The sequence below is a fragment of the Asticcacaulis solisilvae genome, assembly GCF_017875235.1.
GTDB lineage: Bacteria > Pseudomonadota > Alphaproteobacteria > Caulobacterales > Caulobacteraceae > Asticcacaulis > Asticcacaulis solisilvae_A.
This window is the reverse complement of sequence record NZ_JAGGMI010000004.1, coordinates 1-24,459: the sequence shown is the minus strand read 5'-3', so window position 1 is coordinate 24,459 and position 24,459 is coordinate 1. Positions and strand designations below refer to the sequence as shown.

General features: G+C 63.0%; 18 protein-coding genes. 17 read left to right on the top strand and 1 reads right to left on the bottom strand.

Annotated elements, in window-relative coordinates; all coding sequences use genetic code 11:
* Positions 1-517: 517 nt before the first annotated feature.
* Positions 518-3,343, bottom strand: coding sequence for a glycosyl hydrolase 115 family protein (locus J2X24_RS08510; protein ID WP_209719596.1), 2,826 nt, complete (start codon positions 3,341-3,343; stop codon positions 518-520).
* A gap of 142 nt (positions 3,344-3,485) precedes the next feature.
* Here J2X24_RS08510 and J2X24_RS08505 point away from each other — a divergent pair, with 142 nt between their 5' ends.
* The 17 genes from J2X24_RS08505 to J2X24_RS08425 all read left to right on the top strand — a co-directional run bounded on the left by J2X24_RS08505 (position 3,486) and on the right by J2X24_RS08425 (position 24,123).
* On the top strand, positions 3,486-4,985 hold the full coding sequence (locus J2X24_RS08505; protein WP_209719593.1) for a CoA-acylating methylmalonate-semialdehyde dehydrogenase: 1,500 nt from the start codon (positions 3,486-3,488) through the stop codon (positions 4,983-4,985).
* Positions 4,986-5,080: 95 nt separating this feature from the next.
* Entirely contained in the window at positions 5,081-6,043 is a 963-nt protein-coding gene (locus J2X24_RS08500) for a substrate-binding domain-containing protein (RefSeq protein WP_209719590.1), read from the top strand.
* A gap of 26 nt (positions 6,044-6,069) precedes the next feature.
* Positions 6,070-7,587, top strand: a complete 1,518-nt coding sequence (locus tag J2X24_RS08495) for a sugar ABC transporter ATP-binding protein (protein WP_209719587.1) — start codon at positions 6,070-6,072, stop codon at positions 7,585-7,587.
* Positions 7,588-7,603: 16 nt separating this feature from the next.
* Complete coding sequence (locus J2X24_RS08490) at positions 7,604-8,584, top strand: ABC transporter permease (protein WP_209719585.1); 981 nt, start codon at positions 7,604-7,606, stop codon at positions 8,582-8,584.
* A gap of 76 nt (positions 8,585-8,660) precedes the next feature.
* The gene (locus J2X24_RS08485; RefSeq protein WP_209719582.1) at positions 8,661-10,853 is read left to right on the top strand and encodes a GH92 family glycosyl hydrolase; all 2,193 of its coding nucleotides are present in this window, start codon (positions 8,661-8,663) and stop codon (positions 10,851-10,853) included.
* 360 nt (positions 10,854-11,213) lie between these two features.
* A complete protein-coding gene (locus J2X24_RS08480) occupies positions 11,214-12,257 on the top strand; it encodes an ABC transporter substrate-binding protein (protein ID WP_209719578.1) in 1,044 nt (347 codons plus the stop codon).
* 25 nt (positions 12,258-12,282) lie between these two features.
* Positions 12,283-14,760, top strand: coding sequence for a TonB-dependent receptor (locus J2X24_RS08475; RefSeq protein WP_209719575.1), 2,478 nt, complete (start codon positions 12,283-12,285; stop codon positions 14,758-14,760).
* Positions 14,761-14,772: 12 nt separating this feature from the next.
* A complete protein-coding gene (locus J2X24_RS08470; RefSeq protein ID WP_209719573.1) occupies positions 14,773-15,855 on the top strand; it encodes an ABC transporter substrate-binding protein in 1,083 nt (360 codons plus the stop codon).
* A complete protein-coding gene (locus J2X24_RS08465) occupies positions 15,852-17,069 on the top strand; it encodes an MFS transporter (RefSeq protein WP_209719571.1) in 1,218 nt (405 codons plus the stop codon). Before J2X24_RS08470 ends, J2X24_RS08465 begins: the two co-directional genes overlap by 4 nt.
* A 160-nt stretch (positions 17,070-17,229) precedes the next feature.
* A complete protein-coding gene (locus J2X24_RS08460; RefSeq protein ID WP_209719567.1) occupies positions 17,230-17,973 on the top strand; it encodes an ABC transporter permease in 744 nt (247 codons plus the stop codon).
* Between the two features lie 7 nt (positions 17,974-17,980).
* On the top strand, positions 17,981-18,757 hold the full coding sequence (locus J2X24_RS08455; protein ID WP_209719564.1) for an ABC transporter permease: 777 nt from the start codon (positions 17,981-17,983) through the stop codon (positions 18,755-18,757).
* A gap of 3 nt (positions 18,758-18,760) precedes the next feature.
* Positions 18,761-19,600 carry an ABC transporter ATP-binding protein gene (locus J2X24_RS08450; RefSeq protein ID WP_209719561.1) on the top strand — a complete coding sequence of 280 codons (840 nt, stop codon included), beginning with the start codon at positions 18,761-18,763 and terminating at the stop codon, positions 19,598-19,600.
* Positions 19,597-20,205, top strand: a complete 609-nt coding sequence (locus tag J2X24_RS08445; protein ID WP_209719558.1) for a nitroreductase family protein — start codon at positions 19,597-19,599, stop codon at positions 20,203-20,205. Before J2X24_RS08450 ends, J2X24_RS08445 begins: the two co-directional genes overlap by 4 nt.
* Positions 20,202-21,263, top strand: a complete 1,062-nt coding sequence (locus tag J2X24_RS08440; RefSeq protein ID WP_209719555.1) for an ABC transporter substrate-binding protein — start codon at positions 20,202-20,204, stop codon at positions 21,261-21,263. The genes J2X24_RS08445 and J2X24_RS08440 overlap by 4 nt, the downstream gene beginning before the upstream one ends.
* 7 nt (positions 21,264-21,270) lie before the next feature.
* Positions 21,271-22,230, top strand: coding sequence for an LLM class flavin-dependent oxidoreductase (locus J2X24_RS08435; protein ID WP_209719552.1), 960 nt, complete (start codon positions 21,271-21,273; stop codon positions 22,228-22,230).
* Positions 22,231-22,244: 14 nt separating this feature from the next.
* Positions 22,245-23,402: an LLM class flavin-dependent oxidoreductase gene (locus J2X24_RS08430; protein WP_209719549.1), complete on the top strand. Its 1,158-nt coding sequence runs from the start codon at positions 22,245-22,247 to the stop codon at positions 23,400-23,402.
* 16 nt (positions 23,403-23,418) lie between these two features.
* Complete coding sequence (locus J2X24_RS08425) at positions 23,419-24,123, top strand: class II aldolase/adducin family protein (protein WP_209719547.1); 705 nt, start codon at positions 23,419-23,421, stop codon at positions 24,121-24,123.
* Positions 24,124-24,459 lie beyond the last annotated feature (336 nt).

Here is a 24,459-nt window from a genome sequence, read left to right as displayed (position 1 = left end):
TTCGCAGCTATACGCCCAACGTCCGGGTCAGGAGCATGTGGCAGCCCCGACCCGATGTCGTACTAGGCGCTTCGGCCTTTCCCTGAAACTTTGCGGAAGAACATACTGGCCCCTGATTTCAGAACGGATGTCCTGTTGTTTTGGTCGCAGAGCCGTGATTGGTCCGGACTCTGACGACATAAAGAGAGTAAAAGCCAGCATGTGAAATGTCAATTCCACATTATATATGGGATGATATTTTCATTTCATGTTATATTTGAAAAAGACATTATTTAGGCAGCAAATCTCACGCCGCGCAAACGTTAACAGCATGATTATATTGTGAAAATATCGCCTTTTTTACCCGCCGCCTTGAGGCTTGGCCGGGATGTGTTTCGGAGAATTATGTTACCAAATCACAACAGTTCAGGCCAATTTCGTCGGAAGTGCACGTGTTTTCGGCGCCAAGCACACACTATAAATAGGTGCTGTCAAAAGTGGTAAGGCCTCTTTGGCGGTTCCGGTTTACCTAAGGCTGTTACGGGGAGGGTGTTCGCAAAGTATAAGGGCCATAATGGGCCGGAGCGCGATCGAGGTCGATCTCGACCCGGTCCAGCATGACGCCGGGGTCCAGCGGGTAGACCTTGAGCTGGTGCTTGCCGGAAGACAGGTGCTTCAGCGATATGGTCGCGATCGCCGTATTGGTCAGGACATTGTTCCGCCACACATCGCTCCGCCCCAGGGTTGCAAGGTCAACGATTTGCAGCGGCGTGTCGTCGAGCTGGAAAGCGATGCGCACGCCCTTGTCCGGGCTTAGGGCATGGGTTGGAAGCGCGATGATCCGCATGACCGCGCCGACATCGGTCGACGTAGCGAAGTCATAGACTGCCGGATCCGGCAGCGCGCTGGCATTAGCCTGCGTGGACGGAAGGTCCAGGCGGGCACGAAGCGCGGCCCCCATGCTCCCCAATCCGGCTATGGTTTGCCAATCCTTCCCCGTGGTGCCGGCCGTGGCGGGGATGGTGACGATCCGGTTGTTTTCCGTGGGCATGCCCGCGGGCAAGGCCGGCAGCACGCGGATATAGATGGGCAGGACCGTGTCGCCGCATTGCACGGGAACGGTGTAATCGCCGGCCTTGGCCGTGCCGTCGTAGTTCAGGGTCAGCCGGGCTTCATACCGGTCGGCGGTGTCCAGCCGGCCGGAGGTTTGCGACAGCGTAAATCCTGGGACGTTCTGGCGCGTTTCCCAGGTGAGGGACTTCGGCCGGTGTGTATAGACGGTGACCGGCCGGCTCTGCGGCTGTCCGGCGACGAAGGGCAGCGTATTGTTGTCGTTGAACCATTGCCCGGTGACGGCGAGTTCGCACCCGTCCTTTGCGGATTGCGACCATTGCGGCCAGAGGGGCTGGTCAAAGACCGGCAGGCGGCGCGGCGCCATGTCCATCATTTCGCGCCACTTGCCGCCCGCCAGGGTATTATAGGTGGCGGTATCCTGGACAAGACTTTGATGCGCGCTTTTCGCCTCGTCGACATACAGGTTCGCACTGGCGCGGTCCTGTCCGGCATAAAGATCGGCCAGGTCAAGTTTCAGGATCCGCTGGTTGAGGGCCGAGCTCGCGCGAACGGGATACAGGACCAGTTCGAAAAAGGCATCCTTGCGCGCCTCGGGCATCCGCGCCGCCAGGGCTTCGGCGCGCGCCGTAAGCCGTTCGTAGGCGGCGATGCGCGCCTGGGCTTCCTCGCCGTCGCCGCGGACAAAGTCGCTGTGCCGGTTCTGGGTCACCCATTCGGTCTGTCCGAAGCCCATGAACTCCGGCTTCCGTTCAAACGCCAGGTCGTAATAGTCCATCATGACGTCGGCGATATCCCCGGCCTGGGAGGGACCGAAAATGTCCGCCATGAAGGCGGTGAGGTGCGCCCTGGGGGCTTCCTTGAAGCGGTCGGCGTCGAACGCCAGGTCGAGGAAGTACTGCGTCAGGTATTCGATCGGCTTGATGTCGCCGGCATTGGCGATCCACATCCGGCGCGCGTTCAGGTCCCAGGCGCGGCCCATTTGTTCGTGAATGAGATAGGGGTGGGTGGTGCCGAGCCACAGATAGTCGTGCGGCCGGCCCCAGTAGGACAGGTGATAATAGACGCCCGATCCGCCGGATCGCTTCATCTCGTCCGGCGTGCTGAAGCGGCGGATATAGCCATAGTTGTCGTCAGCCCACATGAGGGTGACGTCTTCGGGAATGCGCAGGCCGGCGTCGTAGGCTTCCTGAAGCTCGTGATAGGCGACATAGACCTGCGGGATTGTCTTCGCGGGCCTCATATAGGTGGTGCCCAGAATTTCGCGTTGCAGCCCGATGACGTTCTGCAGGATGGCCTGGCGCTCGGCCATGGTGCCGGCGCCCTGCATCGGCCCGTCGTGGATGCCCCTCAGGCCGACGGTATAGATGTTTTCGAACGCCTTGCCCTGGCCGACCCGCTGCCGCCAGTAGTCCAGGATCGCCGTCCGGTTCTTCGTAAAATCGAAGGCGCCCCGGCTGTGCTCGTCCCATTCCCGCAGATTGTTGCGCATCATGGGTTCGGCGTGCGAGGTGCCCACCACGATGGCGTAGTCGTCGGCGACGACAGGGTTTTCCTTGATGCCATAGAAGGGCGTGGAAATGGTGTGCATGGCCGGCCAGACCGTGTTGGCCTTGAGGCGCCACATCAGCTCGTAGATCTTTGCATAGGTTTTGGGGCCGATATTGCCGGTTTTCGGGTCGTAGGTCTTGGCGGCCCAGGGCGTAAGCCCCCAGTCCTCATCATTCAGGAATATCCCGCGATACTGCACCGACGGCGCCTTTGAGGTTAGCGGGGTATCGTTCAGCGCCAGGCGGTCGTGACGCGCGGTCGTCACGTCGGCCCACCATTCCCAGGGCGATACGCCCAGCTGCCGTGACAGGTCGACGGCGCCATAAACCGCGCCGCGCCGGTCGGAACCTGCGATGACGACATAGGTCTTGTCCTTGTCGCGCACGACGAAGCGGCGATAGATCTCCCATTGGCCGGCCAGGCCTGAAAGATCTTCATTGTTCGACCGCGCCAGCTTTTGGACCAGCGGCGCTGTGTGCAGCCCGATGACGACGCAGGTGTTCCGGCAGTCGGCGGTGCGGCCTGACGCGGTCGATGCCTGGCCGCTTAGGGTCGTCAGGTCCTTCGCCAGCAACTCGGCTGCGAGCCTGACGGTGCGCCCGGCCCCGTGGGAATCATAGATGACATTGGCCACGTTCGCGCCGTCGAACAGTACGGCGTCGGCCGCCTGCGCCCCTGCCGGTGCAAGAAGGAGGCCGGCGCCAATCAGGCCGGCGAGCGCCGTCGTGGTGCGTCTTTTCATCTGATTTGTCCCTGTACTGTCCCGGTTTCCGGTCATTCTGACGCGCAGTCTCGCCGCCTCAATGGGCAGGCCAGATATAAAACAATTATTGCAAATGGCAATATTATGAAATAATCATTCCGAAAATAGAATGGGGATTCCGATGCGCCAGGTTGCACATTTCATCGACGGTCGACGGCAGTCTGTGGACGGTTCACGGCTCGGAAAAGTCTTCGATCCCAATACCGGTCTGACGCAGGCCCAGGTCGAGCTCGGCGAAGCCTCTGTCGTGGCGGCCGCGGTTGCCTCGGCGCGTAAGGCCCAGCCGGCATGGGCGGCGATCAATCCGCAGCGGCGCGCGCGGGTCCTGTTTGAATTCAAGCGCCTGCTGGAACGGGACATGGAGCCGTTGGCGCACCTGCTGGCGTCCGAGCACGGCAAGGTGATTTCCGATGCGAAGGGGGACATCCAGCGCGGCCTCGACGTCGTCGAATTCGCCTGCGGCATCCCGCACCTCCTCAAGGGGGAATACACCGAAGGCGCGGGCCCGGGCATAGACGTCTATTCCATGCGCCAGCCCCTGGGCGTGGTGGCCGGCATCACGCCGTTCAACTTCCCCGCCATGATCCCGCTATGGATGCTGGCCCCGGCGCTGGCGTGCGGCAACGCCTTCATCCTGAAACCTTCGGAGCGTGATCCCAGCGTGCCGGTGCGCCTGGCCGAGCTGCTGATCGAGGCCGGTCTGCCGGAGGGTGTTTTGAATGTGGTCCAGGGCGACAAGGTGGCGGTCGACGCCATCCTCGACCATCCGGACATCCGGGCCGTCAGCTTCGTCGGCTCGTCGGATATCGCACAGTACGTATACCAGAAGGGCGCGGCCTCGGGTAAGCGCATGCAATGCATGGGCGGCGCAAAGAACCACGGCATTGTCTTGCCGGACGCGGATCTCGATCAGGCCGTGGCGGATATCATGGGCGCGGCCTACGGATCGGCGGGCGAGCGCTGCATGGCCCTGCCCGTCGTCGTTCCGGTGGGGGACAAGACCGCCGAAGCCCTGCGTCCACGGCTGGTCGCCGCCGCTGAGGCGCTGCGCGTCGGCGTATCCACCGACGCGGAAGCGCACTTCGGCCCGGTCGTCTCGGCGGCGCACAAGGCGCGTATCGAGGACTATATCCAGATGGGGGTCGATGAAGGCGCCGAGTTGGTGCTGGATGGCCGGGGCTTCAGCCTGCAAGGGTCCGAAGGCGGCTATTTCCTGGGGCCAACGCTCTTCGATTACGTCAAGCCGCACATGAAGTCCTATCAGGACGAGATATTCGGTCCCGTGCTGCAGATGGTTCGGGCGCGGACTTTGGACGAGGCCATTCAACTGCCGAGCCGCCACGCCTACGGCAATGGCGTCGCCATCTTCACGCGCAATGGCGAGGCGGCGCGCGACTTCGCCAGCCGGGTCGAGGTGGGGATGGTCGGCATCAATGTGCCCATCCCGGTGCCGGTCGCTTATCACAGTTTCGGTGGATGGAAGCGCTCGGGTTTCGGTGACCTGAACCAATACGGCATGGACGGCGTGCGCTTCTATACCCGGGTCAAGACTGTCACGCAGAAATGGCCCCGGGGCGATGTCGTCACCGATCAAAGCTTCGTTATTCCGACCATGAGCTGATCATCGGCAAGATTGACTTGGAATAAAAATTCCAATTATAAGAAATCTAACAATTGGTCGAACAATTTTAAGTTTGTCCACCGGGAGAGAATAAAATGCCATTCAACCGCCGCACGCTGCTGTGGGCCAGCGCCATGCTGGGAGTTCATCTGCTTTCGGGCTGTTCCGCGGCCCCGGCGCCGGATGCCAATACGGTTGTGGTCAGCTTCAGCGACCTGTCGCAGCCCTTCTTCGTGGCCATGCGCCGCGAGCTGGAGGACGAGGCGAAGCAGTTGGGCGTGAAGGTCCAGGTTCTGGACGGCCAGAACAATTCCTCCAAGCAGGTATCGGACCTCGAAGCGGCGCGGATCCAGGGCATCAGGGCCGTGATCGTCGCGCCGACCGACTCGCGCGCGCTGGCCTCCGCCGCCGATGCGCTTGTCCAGGACGGTGTGACCGTCGTGTCGGTCGACCGGCAGATTTCCGGCGCCAGGACGCCGGTCCCGCATTTCGGGGCCGATAATGTCGCCGGCGGCCGCGCCATGGCGGACTGGGTCGTCAGGACCTACCCGCAAGGGGCCAGGGTGGCCATCATCACCAATGACCCCGGCAGTTCGTCGTCGATCGAGCGTGTCAAGGGCGTGCATGAGGGACTGAAAGCCGGCGGCGCGGCCTTCCGCATCGTCGCCGAGCAGACCGGCAATTCGAAGCGCGACCAGGCCCTCAGCGTCACGCAGAACATCCTGACCTCCATGGGGCAGACCCAGCCGGACGTGATCCTCTGTCTCAACGACGACATGGCCATGGGCGCGCTCGAAGCCATTCACAGCGCCGGCATTTCCGGCAAGCGCGTCCAGGTTCTGGGCTTCGACGCCATCCCCGAAGCCCTGGCGCGTATCAAGGCCGGTGAAATGGCCGCGACCGTCGAACAAAATCCGGGTGAGCAGGTTCGCACCGCCCTGCGCGCCGTCGTCGGCCATCTGAAACGCCAGGAAGCAATACAGTCCAGGAGCCTGACGCCCGTCCTGATCACCAAGGATAACCTGGCCGCGGCCTCGCGCATTTCCGAAGTCAAATAGCGCGCGGATCGGGAGAGGCGACGGTCATGGCTTTGCTGGCGATACAGGATGTGTCCAAGCGCTTCCCCGGCGTGCTGGCGCTGGATGGTGCGCGCCTGTCCGTCGAAGCCGGCGAGGTGCACGCGTTGCTCGGGGAAAACGGCGCCGGCAAGTCGACCCTCCTGAAGATCCTGGCGGGAGCGCAGGCCTGCGACGCTGGCACGCTGACCTTCCAGGACAAGGTATTGCGGCCGGGCGATACGCCGTTCCAGCGCCAGGCGGCCGGCATAGTCACCATCTACCAGGAGTTCAATCTCCAGCCCTTTCTGACCGTCGCTGAGAACATGTATCTCGGCCGCGAGCCGTTACGCTTTGGACTGATCGACCAGAAGCGGATGCGCGCCGATGCTCAGGCCATCCTGACCGACCTGGGGCTGGACCTCGACCCTGATATCGAGGTCAGCCGGCTGAATGTCGCCGACCAGCAGATGGTCGAAATCGCCCGCGCCATGACGATCCAGGCCAGGCTGATCGTGATGGACGAGCCGACGGCCGCGCTCAGCCCGCGCGAGGTCGACATCCTGCATCGGATCATCCGCGAACTGAAGGGCCGGGGGGTGTCGGTCATCTATGTCACGCACCGCCTGAAAGAGGTGAAGAGCATTTGCGACGCCTACACCGTCCTGCGCGACGGCCGGTTCGTCGCCACGGGCCGGGTCGCGGACATCGGCATAGACGGCATGATCCGCCTGATGGTGGGCCGCGACGTCGAGTTCCTGAAGCGGCCGGCCCACACCCTTGCCGGCGAGGTGCTGCTCAGCGTCGAAGGCGTCAGCCGCCGGCGCGGCCGGCATGAGGCGAGGGGGACTTCGCTGCACGATATCGGGTTCGAGGTGCGCGCCGGTGAAATCGTCGGCCTTGCCGGGCTGGTCGGGGCCGGGCGTACCGACCTGGTCAGGATACTGTTCGGCGCCGATCGCATGGACACGGGCGCCGTACGGATGGACGGCCGCAAGCTTCAGCTGGTTTCGCCCTGCGACGGCCTGAGGGAGGGCATCGCGCTGGTGCCCGAAGACCGCAAGCAGCAGGGCTGCTTCCTCGATCACTCCATCCGCCACAACCTGTCCCTGCCCAGCCTCAGGCGGCTGTCACGCTGGGGCATATTCGTGGACGAGGGAGCGGAACGGCGGCTGGTCGAGGACTATCGCAAGCGACTGAATATCCGGATGGCGCACGACGGCGTGGCGATTTCCACCCTGTCCGGAGGCAACCAGCAGAAGGTGCTGCTGGCGCGCTGCATGGCGCTATCCCCGAAGATACTGATCGTCGACGAGCCGACGCGCGGCATCGACGTCGGCGCCAAGGCCGATGTTCACCAGGTCCTGTTCGACATGGCGGCGACCGGCGTCGGCGTGATCGTCGTCTCCTCGGAATTGCCCGAGGTCATGGCGGTGAGCGACCGCATCGTTGTCTTCCGCGAGGGACGGGTCGCGGGGACCGTCAAAGGCAGCGCCGCCGACGAAGAAACACTCATGGGCCTCATGGCGACCGGCCGGGCCGCATGAAACAGGAAAGACAATTATGACCGCATCGACCGACCGACCGCCTTTTGACACGGTGGGTTTTCTGCGCACCTGGGGCACCACGCTGTTCCTGCTGCTGCTGATCGCCGTCTTCGCCGCCTGGAACCCGCGGTTTCTCTCGGTCCGTAACGCCGTGAACATCCTGACCGAGGTGTCGATCTACGGCGTGATCGCGGTCGGCATGACCTTCGTCATCCTGACGGCGGGCGTCGACCTTGCCGTGGGCTCGCTCCTGGCCTTTGCCGCCATTGCCGCGGCCTGGATCATCCAGCACCTGGGAGGCGCCGTTCCCGAATGGCTGACCGGGCTCGGCGTTGCGTCGCTGATCGGCCTGGCGGCGGGGTTTCTGCACGGCAAATGCGTGACCTGGCTCAAGGTGCCCGCCTTTATCGTCACCCTGGGCGGAATGACCGTCTGGCGTGGAGCCACGCTGATCCTCAACGACGGCGGGCCCATATCGGGCTTCGATGACGGCTTTCGCTGGTGGGGGACCGGCAATGTGCTGGGCGTACCGGTGCCGGTCATCATCTTCGCCGTGGTCGCGCTTTTAGGGCACATCGTCCTGCGTCATACGCGATATGGCCGTCAGGTCTACGCTGTCGGCGGCAATGCCGAGGCCGCCCGCCTGTCCGGCGTGGACGTCAAGGCCGTCATCGTCAGTGTCTATGTCATCGTCGGTGTCCTGGCCGGCCTGTCCGGGTTTCTGCTGGCGGCGCGGCTGGGCTCCGCCGAAGCCGTCGCCGGGGTAAATTACGAGCTGCGCGTCATCGCCTCCGTCGTCATCGGCGGCGCCAGCCTGTCCGGCGGCTCCGGCAGCATCCGCGGCACCCTGATCGGCGCGCTCCTGATCGGCGTGCTGTCGAACGGCCTCGTGATCATGCACGTCTCGTCCTACTTCCAGCAGGTGGTGATCGGCCTGATCATCGTCGCCGCTGTCGCCTTCGACGTCTACGCCAAGTCCCACCGGGGCAAGGCATAAGCCGGTAACGCTGCCCGGCGTTGCCATCCGAATTTCCGCGGGCCGTTCGCACCGGCCGCGTCTCAGGAACAAGACCATGAAATCCGCCGTGATGTTCGCTTCAGCCCTGTTTGTTTCTGGCCTGTTCGCCCTGGCCGTCACGCCCGCCGGCGCGGCGCAAGGTCCGCTCTACACCTATGTCGATCCGATGGTCGGCGTAGGCAACAATAACGAAGGCGATACAGTGCCCGGTCCGGCACTGCCGCACGGCTCGATCCACCCCAGCCCGCAGACCGTGAAGGGCAGCAATGCCGGTTACGACCCGCAGGCGGACATCAGCGGATTCGCGCAGCTGCATACGCAAGGGTCGGGCGGTGTCACCACCTATGGCACATTCCTCGTTTCGCCGCAGGTCGGCCGGCCCGAGTTCGACGAAGCGTCGCACCTGTCGCCGAAGGCCGAGGAGCGCGCGGCCGCCGACCTCTATTCCGTTAGATTGACGCGTTACGATACCCGCGTGGAGGTGACGCCGGCGCACCATGCCGCCCTCTATCGCCTGACCTACCCGAAGACCGACCAAGCCAACGTCGTCTTCGATATCACGCGTAAGATCCTGGGCGTCACGGCCAGCGACAATGCCGAGGTCACCCTCTATCCCGCCGAAGGCCGGATCGTCGGTAGGGTCAAGGCCAAGGGCTACTGGAACCCGGCCAAGGTCGATATCTGGTTCGTCGGCCAGATCGATACCAAGCCTCAGGCGTGGGGCGTGTTCAAGAACGGCGAGGTCCTGGAGGGGGCAACGACTGGAAAGAGCGGTCCGGACGAGCGTCTCGGCGCCTGGTGGTCGTTCGCGGCGGCGCCTGACAAGCCCGTACTGATGAAGGTCGCGGTCTCCTTTACCAGCGCCGAGCGCGCCCAGGCGCTGCTCGACCGCGACATTCCAGACTGGGATTTCAATGCGGTCCAACAGTCGGCGCGATCGAAGTGGAATGCGGAACTCGGCCGGATCGAGATTGCTGGCGTGCCGGAAGGCGATCAGCGCCGTTTCTATACCGCTCTCTACCACACGGCGATCCAGCCGCGCGACCGCAGCGTCGACCAGCCGGATTCCGAACTGCATGCACCGAACTGGGATGACTACTATACGCTCTGGGACACCTACCGGACGGAATTCCCGCTGCTGTCCCTGATCAAGCCGAAGGCATATGCTGCCAACATCGCTTCGATCGTCCACACCTTCGACAAGTTCGGCGCAGCCGATACCGCCATCATCGCCGGCCGCAACTATCATGTCGGCCAGGGCGGCGACGAGGTGGACAATGTCATCGGTGAGGGCCTGCTGCGCGGCGTCGAGGGCGTGGACTGGCAGGCGGCATGGAAGGTCGTGCAGTTCAACGCGCTTGAACGCCGCCGTCCGCGCTATCTGGTCGACGGTTATTTCGCGGTCGGGGATCGCAGCCCGGAACCGAACAACCAACGGGCCAAATCGGGCTCGTCGACGATCGGTTTCGCGCTGAACGACTACTTCGCCGCCCAGGTCGCTGGCAAGGTCGGTCAGGCGGACGCCCAGGCGTTCCTGATGGAGCGTTCGAAAAACTGGCGCAAGGTGTGGAACCCTGACGCCGCCAGTGACGGCTTCAGCGGCTTCATCATTCCCAAATACGCCGACGGTGCGTTCCAGGACCTCGACCCGAAGATTGGCTGGGACGGGGTCACCTACGACAATGTCGGTTTTTACGAAGGCACGGCCTGGGTCTATTCCTACCAGATCCTGCACGATATTCCGGGCATGATCGCGGCCATGGGCGGCCCGGACATGTTCCGCAAGCGGCTGGAGCACGCCCTGTCGGCCAACCTCATCGACATTACCAACGAGCCCTCCTTCTCGACGCCCTGGCTGTTCCATGAGGTCGGCCGGCCGGACCTGTCCGCCTACTGGGCGGACCAGATTTTCCGCCGCTTCACGGCAAACGCCTATCCGGGCGACGAGGACAATGGCGCCATGAGCTCGCACTATGTCTTCAACCGCATCGGGCTTTTCCCGAAGCTGGGCAGCGACCTGTTCTACATCCACGGACCGCGCCAGCCACGCACCGACATCCACCTTGAGAACGGCAAGACCTTCGAGATCCTGGCGCGTAACAGCGGCCCGGACGCGATCTATATCCAGAAGGCGACCCTGAACGGCGCGCCGCTTGACCGCGCCTTCATCCGTCAGGCCGACATTATGAAAGGCGGACGCCTGGAAGTCGTGATGGGGCGCAAGCCCGTCAAATGGGCGCGCCAATAGCCGCCGCGCCGGCGCGATTCCAAAACCAGTACGATCGGCCTTTTAAAAGTGACGGCCGAGGTTGGCGGAAGAACGCCAAGGGGCGCGCTACCCTGGACGGTGCCCGGTGAGAACAAACGACTGGATCCATGTCGCGTGGCAGAAAATAGCTAACTCCTACTCGATAGGTAAGAATTTCTACATTGTAAAATCACCACCAAGTTTATAGAGTTTTGATGTCGCGCTAACGCACATACGAAGCGCAGCTATTGACAGGCTGGACCACGGGGTCGCCGTCACAGTCTCACCCATTTCCCGAAGCTGCGTAGTCTCCATTCGAGACGCGTGAAAGCTCCCCCTCATGCTTCGAAAGGCCCCGCCATGAGCACGCCCCATAACCTGCCCAATCTCTGGTATACCCGTTGCCCGGTGCCGACGCCGCTGGGTCTCGCTGTCCAGCTCGGCTATTTCCGTGATGAGTTCGCTGCCGAAGGGCTGGAACTGAAATCCCTGCAGGAAAGCCTCGACCCGGCGATCAAGGAATCGCACTTCGATCACACGCTGAGTAATTCCTTCCGTCAAGGTGGTAATATCCCAGCGATCTGGGCGCGGGCCAATGGCCGCCAGACGCGCGTCATCGGCCTGAACTGGACCGATGAGTCTCTCCTGGTCATCACCCTGCCGGGCTCGGGCATCGAAACGCCGAAGGACCTGAAGGATCGCCGCCTGGCCCTGCCGGTCAATCCCGGCTCGATCGATTTCAACCGCGCTACCGCTCTTCGCGCCTATGACAAGGTGCTCGAACTGGAAGGCCTGGCGCTCAAGGACGTCGAACTGGTCGATGTTATCGCGGCCCCGCAAAACCAGGGTGGCAGCGATGTTGACGCCTCGGGTCAGCGCATTCGCCGCCGCTCGGGCTATCAGGCCGAGATCCGCGCCCTGCTGAACGGTGAAGTCGATGCCATCTTCGTCAAGGGCGTCTACGGCGTCGAAGTCGCTCGCGCCCTGGCGGCCCATATCGTCACCGACATCGGCTTCCATCCGGATCCGAAGGTGCGCATCAATAATGGCGCGCCGCGTACCCTGACGGTCGATCAGGACCTGCTCGACGCCCGCCCGGACATCGTTGCCCGCTTCCTCAAGCGCATCGTCGAAGCGGGCGAATGGGCGCGTAAGCATCCGGCCGAAACCCATAGCTTCATCGCCCGTGAGACGTCGAGCTTCCCAGACCTCGTCCGCGCCGCCTACGGCGAAAACGTCCACCAGAACCTCGACACCTTCCTCAATGTGGAATCGATTGACGCCCTGAGCGATTTCAAGGACTTCCTGTTCCGCCACGGCTTCCTGAGGTCCGACTTCGATGCCCGCGAATGGGTGTCGTACAAGGCGATAGAGCAGCTCGAGCCGGCGATCGCCGCGCAGTAAAACCCTTACCCAAGAAAAAGACAAAATGACCTCCTTCCTCCCCGGACGGCGAGCGCTCCTGCTTGCCTCGACGACCCTGCTTACCCTCACGTCGCCTGCCTTTGCGGCGGATGTCGTCGCGGCAGCCGCCAGTGCCGCGGCCGACGATCAGTCGATCACCCGCCAGGCCGCCGAAGAGGCGGAACTGCGCCGCAACGACAAGGCTGGTTCCGTCGAGACCGTCATCGTCACGGCCAACAAGCGCTCCGAAAGCGCGCAAAAGGTCCCCACGGCCCTCAGCGTCGTGTCGGGTGCCGCCCTGGAACGCCAGGAAATCCGCTCGGCCGGCGATGTCGTCCGTTTCATCCCGAACGCCTCGGCCGCCCAGACCGAATCGCGCAACCGTCCGCGCTGGTTCATCCGCGGCATCGGCTCGAATGACCCCGGCGCCAATGTCGTCAACCCGGTCGGCGTCTATATCGACGAAGTCTATCTCAACGCGCCGTGGTTCCAGGCCTTCCCGGCCTTCGACCTCGACCGCGTCGAAGTCCTGCGCGGCCCGCAAGGCACGCTGTGGGGCAAGAATACGGTCGGCGGCGCGATCCACTATATTTCTCGGAAACCCCAGTTTCAGACCGGCGGCTTTGCCCGCGCCGGCATCGGCAATTTCGAGAGCTATAATGCCCAGGGTGCGGTAACCGGCCCGCTGTCGGACAAGCTGGCGGCGCGTCTGTCGTTCTCGACCGAAAAGCGCGGCGGTATCGCCACGAACAAAATCACTGGCGAAGACGATTTCGGCAAGATCAGCGACAATGCCGGGCGCTTCCAACTGCTCTATCGTCCCAATGACGACTTCGAAGCGCTACTCTCTTTCCGCGCCCGCAGTTCGGATGGCACGCCGATCGCCCGCTACATCGAGCCGGCCTATCCGGACAACGTGACGACAAAGGGGGCTTCGGCGCCGTCTGACGACTACGGCAATGCCGCGACGGATGCCCCAAGCATCGGGTCGTCCAATGTCGATGGCTCATCCAAGACCGACCAGACGGGCGCGACCCTGACACTCAACTGGGATCGCGCGGGCTATACCTTTACCTCGATCACCGCTGCCGACAATGGCCGCCAGGTGTCGAAGTCCGACGGTGACTTCACCGCATTTGAAGGCTCGCGATCCTACAGCGATATCGAAAGCCGCCAGTTCACTCAGGAATTCCGCGTCACATCGCCCAAGGAAGGCGTCTTCGACTGGATCGCCGGCTTCCACTACTTCTACGAAGACTTCTCCTCTGACGCGTCAACCGCGACCATCCAGACGACGGCCTATCTCGACCGTGGCACGGGCGCGCAACGTTGGCGCCACACCTATTTCCAGAACGTCCAGTACGAACAGGTCGCCAAATCCTACGCTTTGTTTGGTTCGGGGACCTGGAACGCGACGGACAAGTTCTCGCTGACCGGCGGCCTGCGCTACACGTCGGAACAGCGCGACGCGAAGATCGACATCCTGAACGGGGTAGGGGAGGCGGCCAACCGTCGCCTCAACACGGTTGATCCGGCCACGGCGCCGACCACCGCGCGCCCGCTGATCACCTTCATCAATACCGGCCAATGGTGGCTCCGCTCTTCGGTGACGTCCTCGACGCCGTACACGCCGTTCGTGGCGGAACCGTCCAAGACCTGGAACCGCTGGACCTGGGACATCACCCCGCAATACAAGGTCTCCGAAGACTTCCTGGTCTACGCCAAGCACGCGCGCGGCTTCCGTTCAGGCACTTTCCAGGCCAGCGCCACGCAGGCCAACCAGTTCGACGCCAACGGCATCGAGCCCGAGGACCTCTTCTCCTACGAAGGCGGCTTCAAGTCGCAATGGTGGGACAAGAAGCTGCGCGTCAACCTGTCGGCCTTCTACTATGACTACAAGAAGGCTCAGGTCCTGGTGCAGGGCGTGCCCGTCGTCACGGCAGGCACCACCTCGTTCGCCGCCCGCCTGATCAACGCAAAGGGCTGGTCGAAGGGGCTTGAGCTCGACATCTCGGCGCGGCCGACGCCCAATTTCCGCATCGATGCGGCGCTGGGCACGCTCAAGACCGAATATACCGAAGACTTTATCCCCAACAATCCGAACACCGGCCTTTTGTTTGGCAAGGGCAATGAGTTCACCCGCGCGCCGGACTTCTCAGGGACGGTGGCGCTGGAATACCGCATCCCGACAAGCTTCGGCGACGTGACGCTGCAAACCGACTGGAGCTACCGCACCGATCAGTGGTTCACGGTCAACGCCCAGGAAAGCGATCCATCCAAGCTCGACTACCTGGTCAGCCAGTACCAGAAGCAAAAGGGTTATGCGCTCGGCAATGCCCGCGTCACGGCCGCCTTCGGTGAGCGCTACGAGGTCTCGGCCTATGTCCGCAACCTGACCGACGAAACCTACAAGATCCTGACCTTCGGCACCCAGCAGGGCGCCCGCCTGACCACCTATGGCGAGCCGCTGACCTACGGCCTGACTCTGTCGGCCAAGTTCTAAGGAGAATATCCCATGCTCAGACGTACCTTTATCACGGGCCTGATGGGCACTGCGGCGGCGCTGACTGCCTGCGAAAAGAAGGGGGGCGCTGGCAAGCCAGCGTCCACCCTGCCGCAGACCGTGACCATCGCCTCCATCTCCTATCCCTATCAGGGCAAGCAGACCTATAACGGCCTGACCCAGGTCGTCATCGAACAGGGCTGGCTGGAAAAGACCCTGGCCGACAAGGGCGTGAAGCTGGCCTTCTTCCCGGTGTCGACGGCGGTCGGCGGGCCCTTGATCAACGAAAGCTTCGCTGCCAAGCGCATCGACTTCGCTGGCTATGGCGACTTCCCGGCGCTGATCGCCAAGTCGGGCGGCGTCGATATCCGCGCCATTACCTCATCAGGGCCGGGCAACAATGCCTATCTCATCGTGCGCAATGGCCTGAATGCCACCTCGATCGAGGACCTGAAGGGCAAGTCGCTGGCCATCCATCGCGGCCGGCCGTGGGAACTGACGCTCGCCAAGCTGCTCGATTCCAAAGGGCTCAAGCTCGAAGACTTCAAGATATATAACCTGAACCCTCAGGCGGCCTATTCGGCCCTGGCGGCGGGCAAGGTCGATGCCGTCTTTACCCTGTCCGAAGCCATCCTCCAAGAGGACAAGGGCGCCGGCAAGATCATCTGGTCGACGACGTCCAATCCCGACTGGAAGATGCGCACCGGCATCTTTGCCCGCACGGCCTTTACCGATGAACAGCCCGAGCTGACCCAGAATGTGGTCAACGCCTATATCAAGGCGGCACATTGGGCGGCCCTGCCGGAAAACCGCCAGGCCTATCTGGAGCTGGCCTCGCGCGGCAACAATCCGACCTCGGTGGTCGAACGCGACCTGGCCAATAAGGGCGGAGAGTGGCGCGACAACTTCTCGCCGATTATCGACCAGGGCTTTGTCAGCCACTTCGACGACGTGTCGAAATACACCTTCGCCAACAAGCTGGTGCAGAACCAGGTGGCGACGCGCGACTTTGTCGATCCGCGCTTTATCAATGCCGGCCTCGATCACCTGGGCCTGAAGGGTTTCTGGAAGGAAACCCCGGTGACAGCGGTATGAGCGCCGATCCCGCCACCCCTGAAGTTATAGTTGCGCCGACCCGGGCCGAACCGTCGCCATGGAGCTTTCTGGCCGGCTTCACGACCCTGGCCCTGATCAGCGGCGTGTCGATCGGCCTTGGCAAGGTGGTGACCCAGTTCTTCGCCTTGTCGATCGGCGCCGACGCCTTCCAGATTGGCCTGATCATGGCGATGGAATCGATTGGCATGGTGCTGGTCACCGTACCGGCGGGTTTCGTCATCGCCCGCTTCGGCGCCCGCCGCGTCTATGCCGTCGCCTCGACCGGACCGCTGATCGCCAACCTGTTGATGCCGTTTGCCGGCCACTGGATCGCCCTGGCCGCGGCGCGGCTGTCGATTGGCCTGTGCATTCCCTTCCGCATCGTGTCGATGAATTCGACCTTCCTGGCGCAACTGCACCGCATCGGCGTCGGCAAGGCCGGCTGGTATCGCGGCGCGCTGACGGCGGGTCTGGCCCTGATCGGTCCGGCCCTGGCCACCGTCCTGGTCGCTAACGTCAACTACGTCTGGGCCTTTGTCGTCATTGCCGCCCTGTTTGCCATCATGGCGGTCGGCTCGCTCTACTTCTTCACCGATGAGGCCGCGCCCCCGCAAAAGGGCCTGACCGCCGGTCATATCTATGACGAAGCCCGCACCCTCCTGCGCAACCGCAATGTGTCGGAATCCTGCCTGATCGAGTTCATCTCGTCGGCGACGGGCTCCTTGTTCGGCGCCTTTGTCATCATCGTCGCCGCCCAGGTCCACGGCCTGACCAAGGAAGACGGCGTGCACATCATGCTGTTCCATGGCGCGACGACCGTCCTGGCCCTGTTCGGCGCCGGTCGTCTGACGCAGGGGTTGAACAAGTGGTGGGCCTATGGCGGCGGGCTGGTGCTGGCGACCGCAGCACTGGTCCTGCTCGGCACGGCCTCCGGCTTCTGGCAACTGGCCCTGGGCGCGGTCCTGCTCAGCGCCGCCTCGGCCCTGGTCCACCTCGTCAATATGCGCCTGCTCAGCGATTACCCCGGCGAAAAGTCGAAGATTTCCGGCCTCTACAACCTGTCTTCGATGACGGGCTCCAGCCTTGGCGCGCTGGCCGGTGGCTTTGTCTCCAAGATCGTCGCCATCCAGACCGTCTATCTCCTGTGGCTGCCTGTCCTGTGGCTGGCCGCCGCCGTCCTCTATTTCGTCATCAAGGGAGCTGCTCATGATTAAGCTCGATGCGCTCTTTCCCTCTCCCCGGCCTCGCCGGCAGGCAATACGGGCAGAGGGTGGCCCGACAGGGCCGGGTGAGGGGCAGGTCACACGTAAAAATGCCCCTCACCCTAGCCCTCTCCCCGGCCTCGGCGGCAGCCAAAGCGGGGAGAGGGGGCGGTTGCGCCTGATCCTGTCGATCGGTTCGCCCGTGGCCTTGCTGCTGCTCTGGCAGGTCGTCACCGCGCTCAAACTCTTCCCGCCTGAAGTGCTGGTGTCGCCAGCGGCGGTCGTTGCCGCCTTCGGTGAGATCATCGCCAGCGGCGAGCTGCAACGCCACCTGTCGGAAAGCCTGACACGCTTGGGCTGGGGCTTCGGCTTCGGCGCCACCTTTGGCCTGGCCTTCGGCGTCGCCTTGGCGCTGTCCAAGACGGTCGAACGCATCTTCGGGCCGACCTTCCAGGCTTTGCGTCAGGTGCCGGTTCTGGCCTTCATTCCCATGCTTATCCTGCTGCTGGGCATCGATGAGGTCTTCAAGGTCGTCATCATCGCCAAGGCCGCCTTCTTCCCGGTCGCTTTGGCCGCCTATGACAGCATCAAGGGCCTGCCGAAGAGCCATTTCGAGGTCGCGGCGCTCTACAAGACGCCGTGGTGGGTGCTGGTTGGCCGCATCCTGATCCCGGCGACCCTGCCGAACATCCTGGCCGGCGCGCGCCTCAGCCTGACGCGGGCCTGGCTGGTCCTGGTCGCCGCCGAACTGATCGTCGCGGATTCGGGGCTGGGCCAGATGATGGAGATGGGCCGCCAGATGTTCCGGCTCGATATCGTCATGGTCGGGGTCATCGTCGCTGGTGTCATCGGCTTCGGGCTCGACCGCCTGTTCCAGCTCATCCAAGCGCACGCCCTGCGCTGGAAAGCCGCGTGAGGCCGTCATGAAAATCCTGAAAACGCAAAATCTCGTCTGGTTGCTCGGCCTGATCCCGCCGGTCCTGTTCCTGCTGTGGTGGGATCATCAGGCGAAACAAGGAGGCACCAATGCCCATATCTACGTCTCGCTGGCCCAGATCGTCGGCGCCCTGCGTGAAACCTTCAGCTCCGGTGAACTGACCGGCGCCTATGCCGCCAGTATCACCCGCGCCTTTTCGGGCCTGTTTATCGGTGGCATTCTGGGCACCACAGTCGGCGCCCTGATGGGGCTGTTCAAGCCGGTCGAATGGGCGCTGCAGCCGATCTATAACAGCTTCCGCCAGGTGCCGATCCTGGGCTGGCTGCCGCTCATCGGCCTGTGGTTTGGTTCGGGCGACGGCTCCAAGCTGATCATCGTCGCCCTGTCGGCCTTTTATCCAACAGTGCTGTTCACCTTCGAAGGCCTGAAGCAGGCGGACACGTCCTTGCTTGACGTCAGCCGCGTCTACCGCCTGACACCCTGGCAATCCTTCTGGAAGGTGCGTTGGCCCGCGGCCCTGCTGTCCATCTTTACGGGCCTGTTTCAGGCCCTGGCCTTCACCTGGATTTCGACCATCGGCGTCGAACTGCTCTTCGCTTCGGGCTTCGGCCTCGGCTCGTTGATGCAGTCGGCCCAGCTCCAGGCGCGCCTCGACATCGTCGTCGTCTGCGTCCTGTTCGTCGGCCTGACCGGCATCCTGCTCAACACGCTTATCCGCCAACTCAGCCAGCGCCTCTTGGCCTGGCGCTCCGTGAGGACCTAACCCATGGACTACGTATCTCCTGCAACACTGACCGCCTCGACCAAGCCGACCGGTTCCCTGACGCTCAAGGGCATCCGCAAGCAGTTCCAGTTCAAGGACCGCGAACTGAAAGTGCTCTCGGGTTTCGACCTCAACATCAATCCGGGCGAGTTCGTCTCGATCGTCGGCCCGTCGGGCTGCGGAAAATCGACCCTGCTGCGCCTGATCGCCGGGCTCGACGACAGCTATGAGGGCGTCATTACGCTCGATGGCCAGCGCGTCGCCGGCACATCGCTGGAACGCGGCCTGGTCTTTCAGGATCACCGCCTGTTCCCGTGGATGACGCTGGAACAGAACGTTGCCCTGGCCCTGACCAACCGGCCGCTGTCCAAGGCTGCCAAGGCCAAGCTGGTCGCCGAACATATCGCCCTGGTCGGTCTCAAGGGCTTCGAGAAGGCCTGGCCGCACCAGCTGTCCGGCGGCATGGCGCAACGCGCGGCCATCGCCCGCGCCCTGGTCAATGAGCCCAAGGTTCTGCTGCTGGATGAGCCGTTCGGCGCCCTGGATGCCCTGACGCGTGTCCACCTCCAGACCGAGCTGCAACGCATCTGGCTCAGCAGTGGCGCGACCATGATCATGATCACCCACGATGTCGAAGAGGCCATCTATCTCGGCGATCGCGTCGTCGTCATGCAGGCCAATCCCGGCCGCATCGTCCACACCGTTGATGTCGGTCTCAGCCATCCGCGCGATCGCGCTTCGCCCGTCCTGCACCGCCTTAAGGACGAGATACTGGCCGAACTGACCAACCCGCCAGTCGAGGCCAGCTCCGTCGTACCCTTGCGCAAGGACCAGGACCAATGAGCTTCGATACCGCCGATAATGCCCGCCGCTCCGAACACCCCGTCCATCCGTCCTTTGTTGAACGCTGGTCGTCGCGCGCCTTGACGGGCGAGCCGATCCCCGACACCGATCTCCTGACCTGTTTCGAAGCCGCGCGCTGGGCGCCGTCGGGCTTTAACGCCCAGCCGGTGCGCTTCGTCTATGCCCACCGCGACAGCGAGGATTTCGGCAGGCTGCTTGGTCTGCTCAATGAAAAGAACCGCAGTTGGGCGCACAAGGCGTCGGCGATCATCTTCGTCCTGTCGCGCAAGGATTTCGTCTTCAACGGCCAGACCGTTCAGGTCCACAGCCACGCCTTTGACGCCGGCGCGGCCTGGTCGGCCTTTGCCCATCAGGCGCATCTGCTGGGCTACGCCACCCGCGCCATCGGCGGGTTTGACCATAAGGCGGCGCCCATCGTCCTGAACCTGCCGAACACCCACGCCGTCCACGTCGCCGTTACGATCGGCCGGCGCGCAGGCCTAAGCGATCTGCCCGAAACCTTCCATGCGCAGGAAACACCGTCGGCCCGTCGCCCCCTGCATACCTTCATCCATCAAGGCCAGTTCCAAGGAGAATCCGAATGAGCCTGTTTCCCCCGCTTGTTCCCGCCGATACCCTGTGGATCACCCGTTGCCCGGTGCCGACTGCGACCGCTATCGGCCTCAATCAGCGCTGGTTCGCCGACGTCTTCGCCAAACGCAACTACCAGGTCCATACGCTTCAGGACACCAATGATCCGAACCTGCGCGCCCAGCATTTCCATCACGAACTGAAGACGTTATTCCGGGAAGGTGGAAATGTTCCGGCTTTCTGGAATCGTGCGCGCAACCTGTCCAACAAGGGCTTTGATCACACGGTGGTCGTTGGCCTGACCTGGGTTGATGAGGTGCAATTGCTGTTAGCCCGGCCGGGGGCGAACCTGTCACCGGAGAAACTGGCCGGCAAGGTGCTCGGCCTGTCCAATGCGCCGGGCGCCGTCGATATCTGGCGCGCCATGGCCCTGCGGGGTTACGACACGGCGCTGAAACTGACCGGGCTGACTCTCGGCGACGTGGTCCTGAAGGATCTGGTCGCGCCTGAGGTCAACTGGAACGGTCAACGCCGCGGAGGGACCTGGTCACAGGCCAGCGAGGATGCGCTACTGAGCGGCGAGGTCGACGTCATCTATGCCAAGGGCGCGCCCGCCGTGGCGCTGAAGGAAAAGCATGGCCTTGAGGTCGTGCTCGATCTCAACACGCTCGAAGATTTGGCGCTGCGTATCAACAATGGCACGCCGCGTCCGATCACCGTCCACCGTCACTTCCTCGACGACAAGCCGGAGCTGGTCGCCTTGTACCTTCAGGTGCTGAACTATGCCTCCGACTGGGCTAAGGCCAATCCGTACCGGGTTGCTGACATCGTCGCGGCCGCGACCAACACCACGGCCGACGCTGTCCGTCAGGGCGATGGCGACAAACTAGCCCATAGCTTCGATGTCAGCCTGTCGGCAGAACGCATTGCCGCCTTCCAGAACCAGGCCGACTTCCTGCGCCGTCACAGCCTGATCAGTGCGCCAATCGACGTCGCCGATTGGATTGTCGAAGCGCCGTTGAAGGTAGCCCTTGCTCAACCCCTTTCCCTGCCATCGCTTGAAATCGCGTGAGGTTCCTATGACCGAATTCTATTGGCAATTACCGACTGGCGGCGACAATCGCTCGGGCGCGTTTGACCAACTTAGCCGCAATACACGTCCGACGCCGAATGCCACCATCCGCGACCTGCGTCGTAACCAGTTCAACAATTTCGACTATCTGAGCCAGATTGCCCGCGCCGCCGAAATGGCTGGTTTCGATGGCCTGAGCATCCCCTACGATGCCGAAGGCGAATCGGCGTGGATCGTCGCCGGCGCTATCGCCCGCGAAGTTCGCCGCCCGAAACTGGTCATCGACTTCAGCCCCGGCCTGGGCTCGGCCGTCTATGCCGCCAAGCAGGCCGTGACCTTCCAGCGTTACAGCGGCAATCGCCTTGGCTGGGCGCTGGCGAGCAATGCCGACGGCGCCGCCCGCCGCGCGCTAGGCGATTTCGTTAATGACGCGGACCTGGCCGCCCGTCTCGAAGAATTCCTGACAGTCTCGAAAGGCGTTGCCAGTCAAGCCGATTTCACCTTCAAGGGGCGCTTCTTCGAAGTGCTCAATGGCGGTTTCGGCGGCCCGTTGAGCGGCCTCGACCTGCCGGAAATCACCCTGTCGGGCGACAGCGACGAAGCACTCATACTCTCCGCCAAACACGCCGATGTCCATGTCTTCGCGCTCGGCACCTACGATCTCGAAGACCGCGTCGCGACCTTGAAGGCCCAGGCCGCCGAACACAGCCGCACGGTCCGAATCGCCGTCAAGGCGCGAGTCTTCACCCACGACGATGCCGCCCGCGCGCGTCTCGATGCCGAACGCGCGAGTTTCAGCGAGGACGCCGATACCCTGGCCGGCGACTTTGCCGGCGTTGCATCCGAACTGGCGCGTCTTGGCGCCGACCGCTTCATCCTCTTTGCTCCCAATAGCCTTGAAACCGCCTACCGCATCGGCGAGCACGTCCTGCCGTTGGTGCGTCAATCTCAACGCCAAGCGGCTTAAGGAAGGAACACAATATGTCTTCCCAAATCGACTTCTTCTGGCGTCTGCCGACCCACGGCTGCTCGTCATCCGTCCGCAATCCCGACCTGTCGCGCGGCGATTGGGTTCCCCTGAAAGAAGGCAATCAAGCGCCCGGCCTCTATGAGGGGGTGTCCGACGGCACGACCTATATCGACCACGTCGCCCAGATCGCCAAGGCCGCGGAAATTTCCGGTTTTCATGGAGGGTTGATCCCCAGCTTCCCGATGACCGACGATCCGTGGGTGATCTCTTCGCATCTGGCGCGCGAGACCAAGACCTTCCGCTTCATGATCGCCTTCCAGCCGGGCTTTATCAATCCGGTCGAAACGGCGCGTCTGACCGCGTCTCTGCAACGCGCGACGGGCGGCAGGGCGCTGTTCAACATCATCACCGGTGGTGGCGGGCCGTCGCAGCTGTGGTGGGGCGACAGCTTTGCCCATGACGACCGCTATGGCCGCACGACCGAATTTCTCGATATCCTGAAAGGCGTCTGGAAAGACGGCCCGTTCAGCTACGATGGCCGTTTTTATTCCGTCGAAGGCGGCACGCTTCCGCCCGCATTGGCCGCCACCGATCTGCCGGAAATCTACTTCTCGGGATCGTCGGATGCCGCGCTGGCTTCGGCTTCGAAGCACGCCGACTTCTATCTCACCTGGCTCGAACCGTTCGAACAGCTCAAAGCCAAGTTCGCTGCCGTCAAGGAAAAGACCGACGCGTTGGGCCGCCGCATCAAATGCTCGATCCGCGTCGACCTGATCGCGCGGCCTACCGAAGAGGAGGCCTGGGCCGACGCCAAAGCCGGCTTCGAAGCCACGGCGCATAAACGGTCGGACAGTTTCCGTCAGGCTTCGGACTCGGTCGGCGCCGCGCGCCAGGCCGCGTTCAAGGCGTCCGATGCCAAACACTATGACGACCTGATCATCGGGCCCAACCTGTGGACCGGCTTCTCGCTGCTGCGCGGCGGGCCGGCGCTCGGCATTGTCGGGTCGTACGAACAGTGCGCCGAACGCCTCGATGAACTGATCGCCCTCGGCGCCGATGGCTTCATCCTGGCCGGTACGCCGCACCTCGAAGAAGCCTACCGCGTCGGCGAAGAAGTCCTGCCGCTCGTCCGTGGCCGTCAGGCCAGCCTGTCCATTGCAGCCGAATAATTGAAAGGAGTCTCCCATGACCCAACTGTCTGAAACCGTCCTCGCCTTCGTCGAACAGGTCAAGAACGACGCCGCAACTGCGTTCCGGGCCTTACGCGATACCCACACCATCTCGCCGGCCGGCACGGTCAATTTCGTCGAGCGTGTCCCCGGCGAACAGCTGATCGTCTCGATCGGCTATCCCGGTCCGTTCGCCCCCGACGCCGAGTTGAAGCCGGCTGTCTATGACTTCGACAACAACCTCGTCTACGGCGAAGCGAAGAATGCCGGCGGTGGCGGCCGCTACCTGCCGATCTTTCGCAAGCACGACGACATAACGACCGTCAGCCACGTCCATTCTGTCTATCTCGGCGCCTGGTCGCAGGCCCACCGCGCGCTGAAAATCTCTTATGTTCCTGTCCAGCGCTGGACGCGCATCCGCGAACTGCCGGTCTATATCGACCGCCGCCAGGGCGAGGCCAACTACATTCTGGAGCGCCTGGAAGAGGATAAGAGCCACTTCGCCATCCTGGAAGCCAATGGCGGCTCGACCGTCTGGGGCCGCAAGGGCATCCTGGCTTTGGCCAACACCATCGTGAACCTGGAAGAAGGCGCGCGCCTGCAAGCCATCGCCGAGACGCTGGGCGGCTCCAAGACCTACGGTCCAGGCGTGCTGGAACAGCAGTGGAAGATGAGCGGTCTGTGGACTGCCGAAGACGAGGTCAATATCGCCGCGCAGTAAGTTAACGGATTTCGCTCTTGGAAGCAGCACAAACCAAACGCACACTTTTCACAGGCCTCGCGCGCACGGGTAGAGAGGGCGGCCGTCATTAGGCCGCTCTTTGTGTGTGTCTGCCTCGAACGTAAACGTTTCGAGGAATTGGACTATGCCGTTGCAGAAAGACCGCCCTTCGTGATGGCGCACAGCGAAATAATTGCTCCCTTTTCGACTTATCCACAGATTTGGTCTAAACGCAACCTTTGATTGTTCGATTAGTTCTCTGAAGGGTGCGGCTTGGGGCCGTGCGACAGGGGATTCATCATGGTAGCGATCGTCACAAGTGCCAACTTTGGCCTT

Bases quoted from the DNA above. Each gene is read 5' to 3' on its own strand.
- J2X24_RS08510 (WP_209719596.1), bottom strand. From the start codon at position 3,343: ATGAAAAGACGCACCACGACGGCGCTCGCCGGCCTGATTGGCGCCGGC.
- J2X24_RS08505 (WP_209719593.1), top strand. From the start codon at position 3,486: ATGCGCCAGGTTGCACATTTCATCGACGGTCGACGGCAGTCTGTGGAC.
- J2X24_RS08500 (WP_209719590.1), top strand. From the start codon at position 5,081: ATGCCATTCAACCGCCGCACGCTGCTGTGGGCCAGCGCCATGCTGGGA.
- J2X24_RS08495 (WP_209719587.1), top strand. From the start codon at position 6,070: ATGGCTTTGCTGGCGATACAGGATGTGTCCAAGCGCTTCCCCGGCGTG.
- J2X24_RS08490 (WP_209719585.1), top strand. From the start codon at position 7,604: ATGACCGCATCGACCGACCGACCGCCTTTTGACACGGTGGGTTTTCTG.
- J2X24_RS08485 (WP_209719582.1), top strand. From the start codon at position 8,661: ATGAAATCCGCCGTGATGTTCGCTTCAGCCCTGTTTGTTTCTGGCCTG.
- J2X24_RS08480 (WP_209719578.1), top strand. From the start codon at position 11,214: ATGAGCACGCCCCATAACCTGCCCAATCTCTGGTATACCCGTTGCCCG.
- J2X24_RS08475 (WP_209719575.1), top strand. From the start codon at position 12,283: ATGACCTCCTTCCTCCCCGGACGGCGAGCGCTCCTGCTTGCCTCGACG.
- J2X24_RS08470 (WP_209719573.1), top strand. From the start codon at position 14,773: ATGCTCAGACGTACCTTTATCACGGGCCTGATGGGCACTGCGGCGGCG.
- J2X24_RS08465 (WP_209719571.1), top strand. From the start codon at position 15,852: ATGAGCGCCGATCCCGCCACCCCTGAAGTTATAGTTGCGCCGACCCGG.
- J2X24_RS08455 (WP_209719564.1), top strand. From the start codon at position 17,981: ATGAAAATCCTGAAAACGCAAAATCTCGTCTGGTTGCTCGGCCTGATC.
- J2X24_RS08450 (WP_209719561.1), top strand. From the start codon at position 18,761: ATGGACTACGTATCTCCTGCAACACTGACCGCCTCGACCAAGCCGACC.
- J2X24_RS08445 (WP_209719558.1), top strand. From the start codon at position 19,597: ATGAGCTTCGATACCGCCGATAATGCCCGCCGCTCCGAACACCCCGTC.
- J2X24_RS08440 (WP_209719555.1), top strand. From the start codon at position 20,202: ATGAGCCTGTTTCCCCCGCTTGTTCCCGCCGATACCCTGTGGATCACC.
- J2X24_RS08435 (WP_209719552.1), top strand. From the start codon at position 21,271: ATGACCGAATTCTATTGGCAATTACCGACTGGCGGCGACAATCGCTCG.
- J2X24_RS08430 (WP_209719549.1), top strand. From the start codon at position 22,245: ATGTCTTCCCAAATCGACTTCTTCTGGCGTCTGCCGACCCACGGCTGC.
- J2X24_RS08425 (WP_209719547.1), top strand. From the start codon at position 23,419: ATGACCCAACTGTCTGAAACCGTCCTCGCCTTCGTCGAACAGGTCAAG.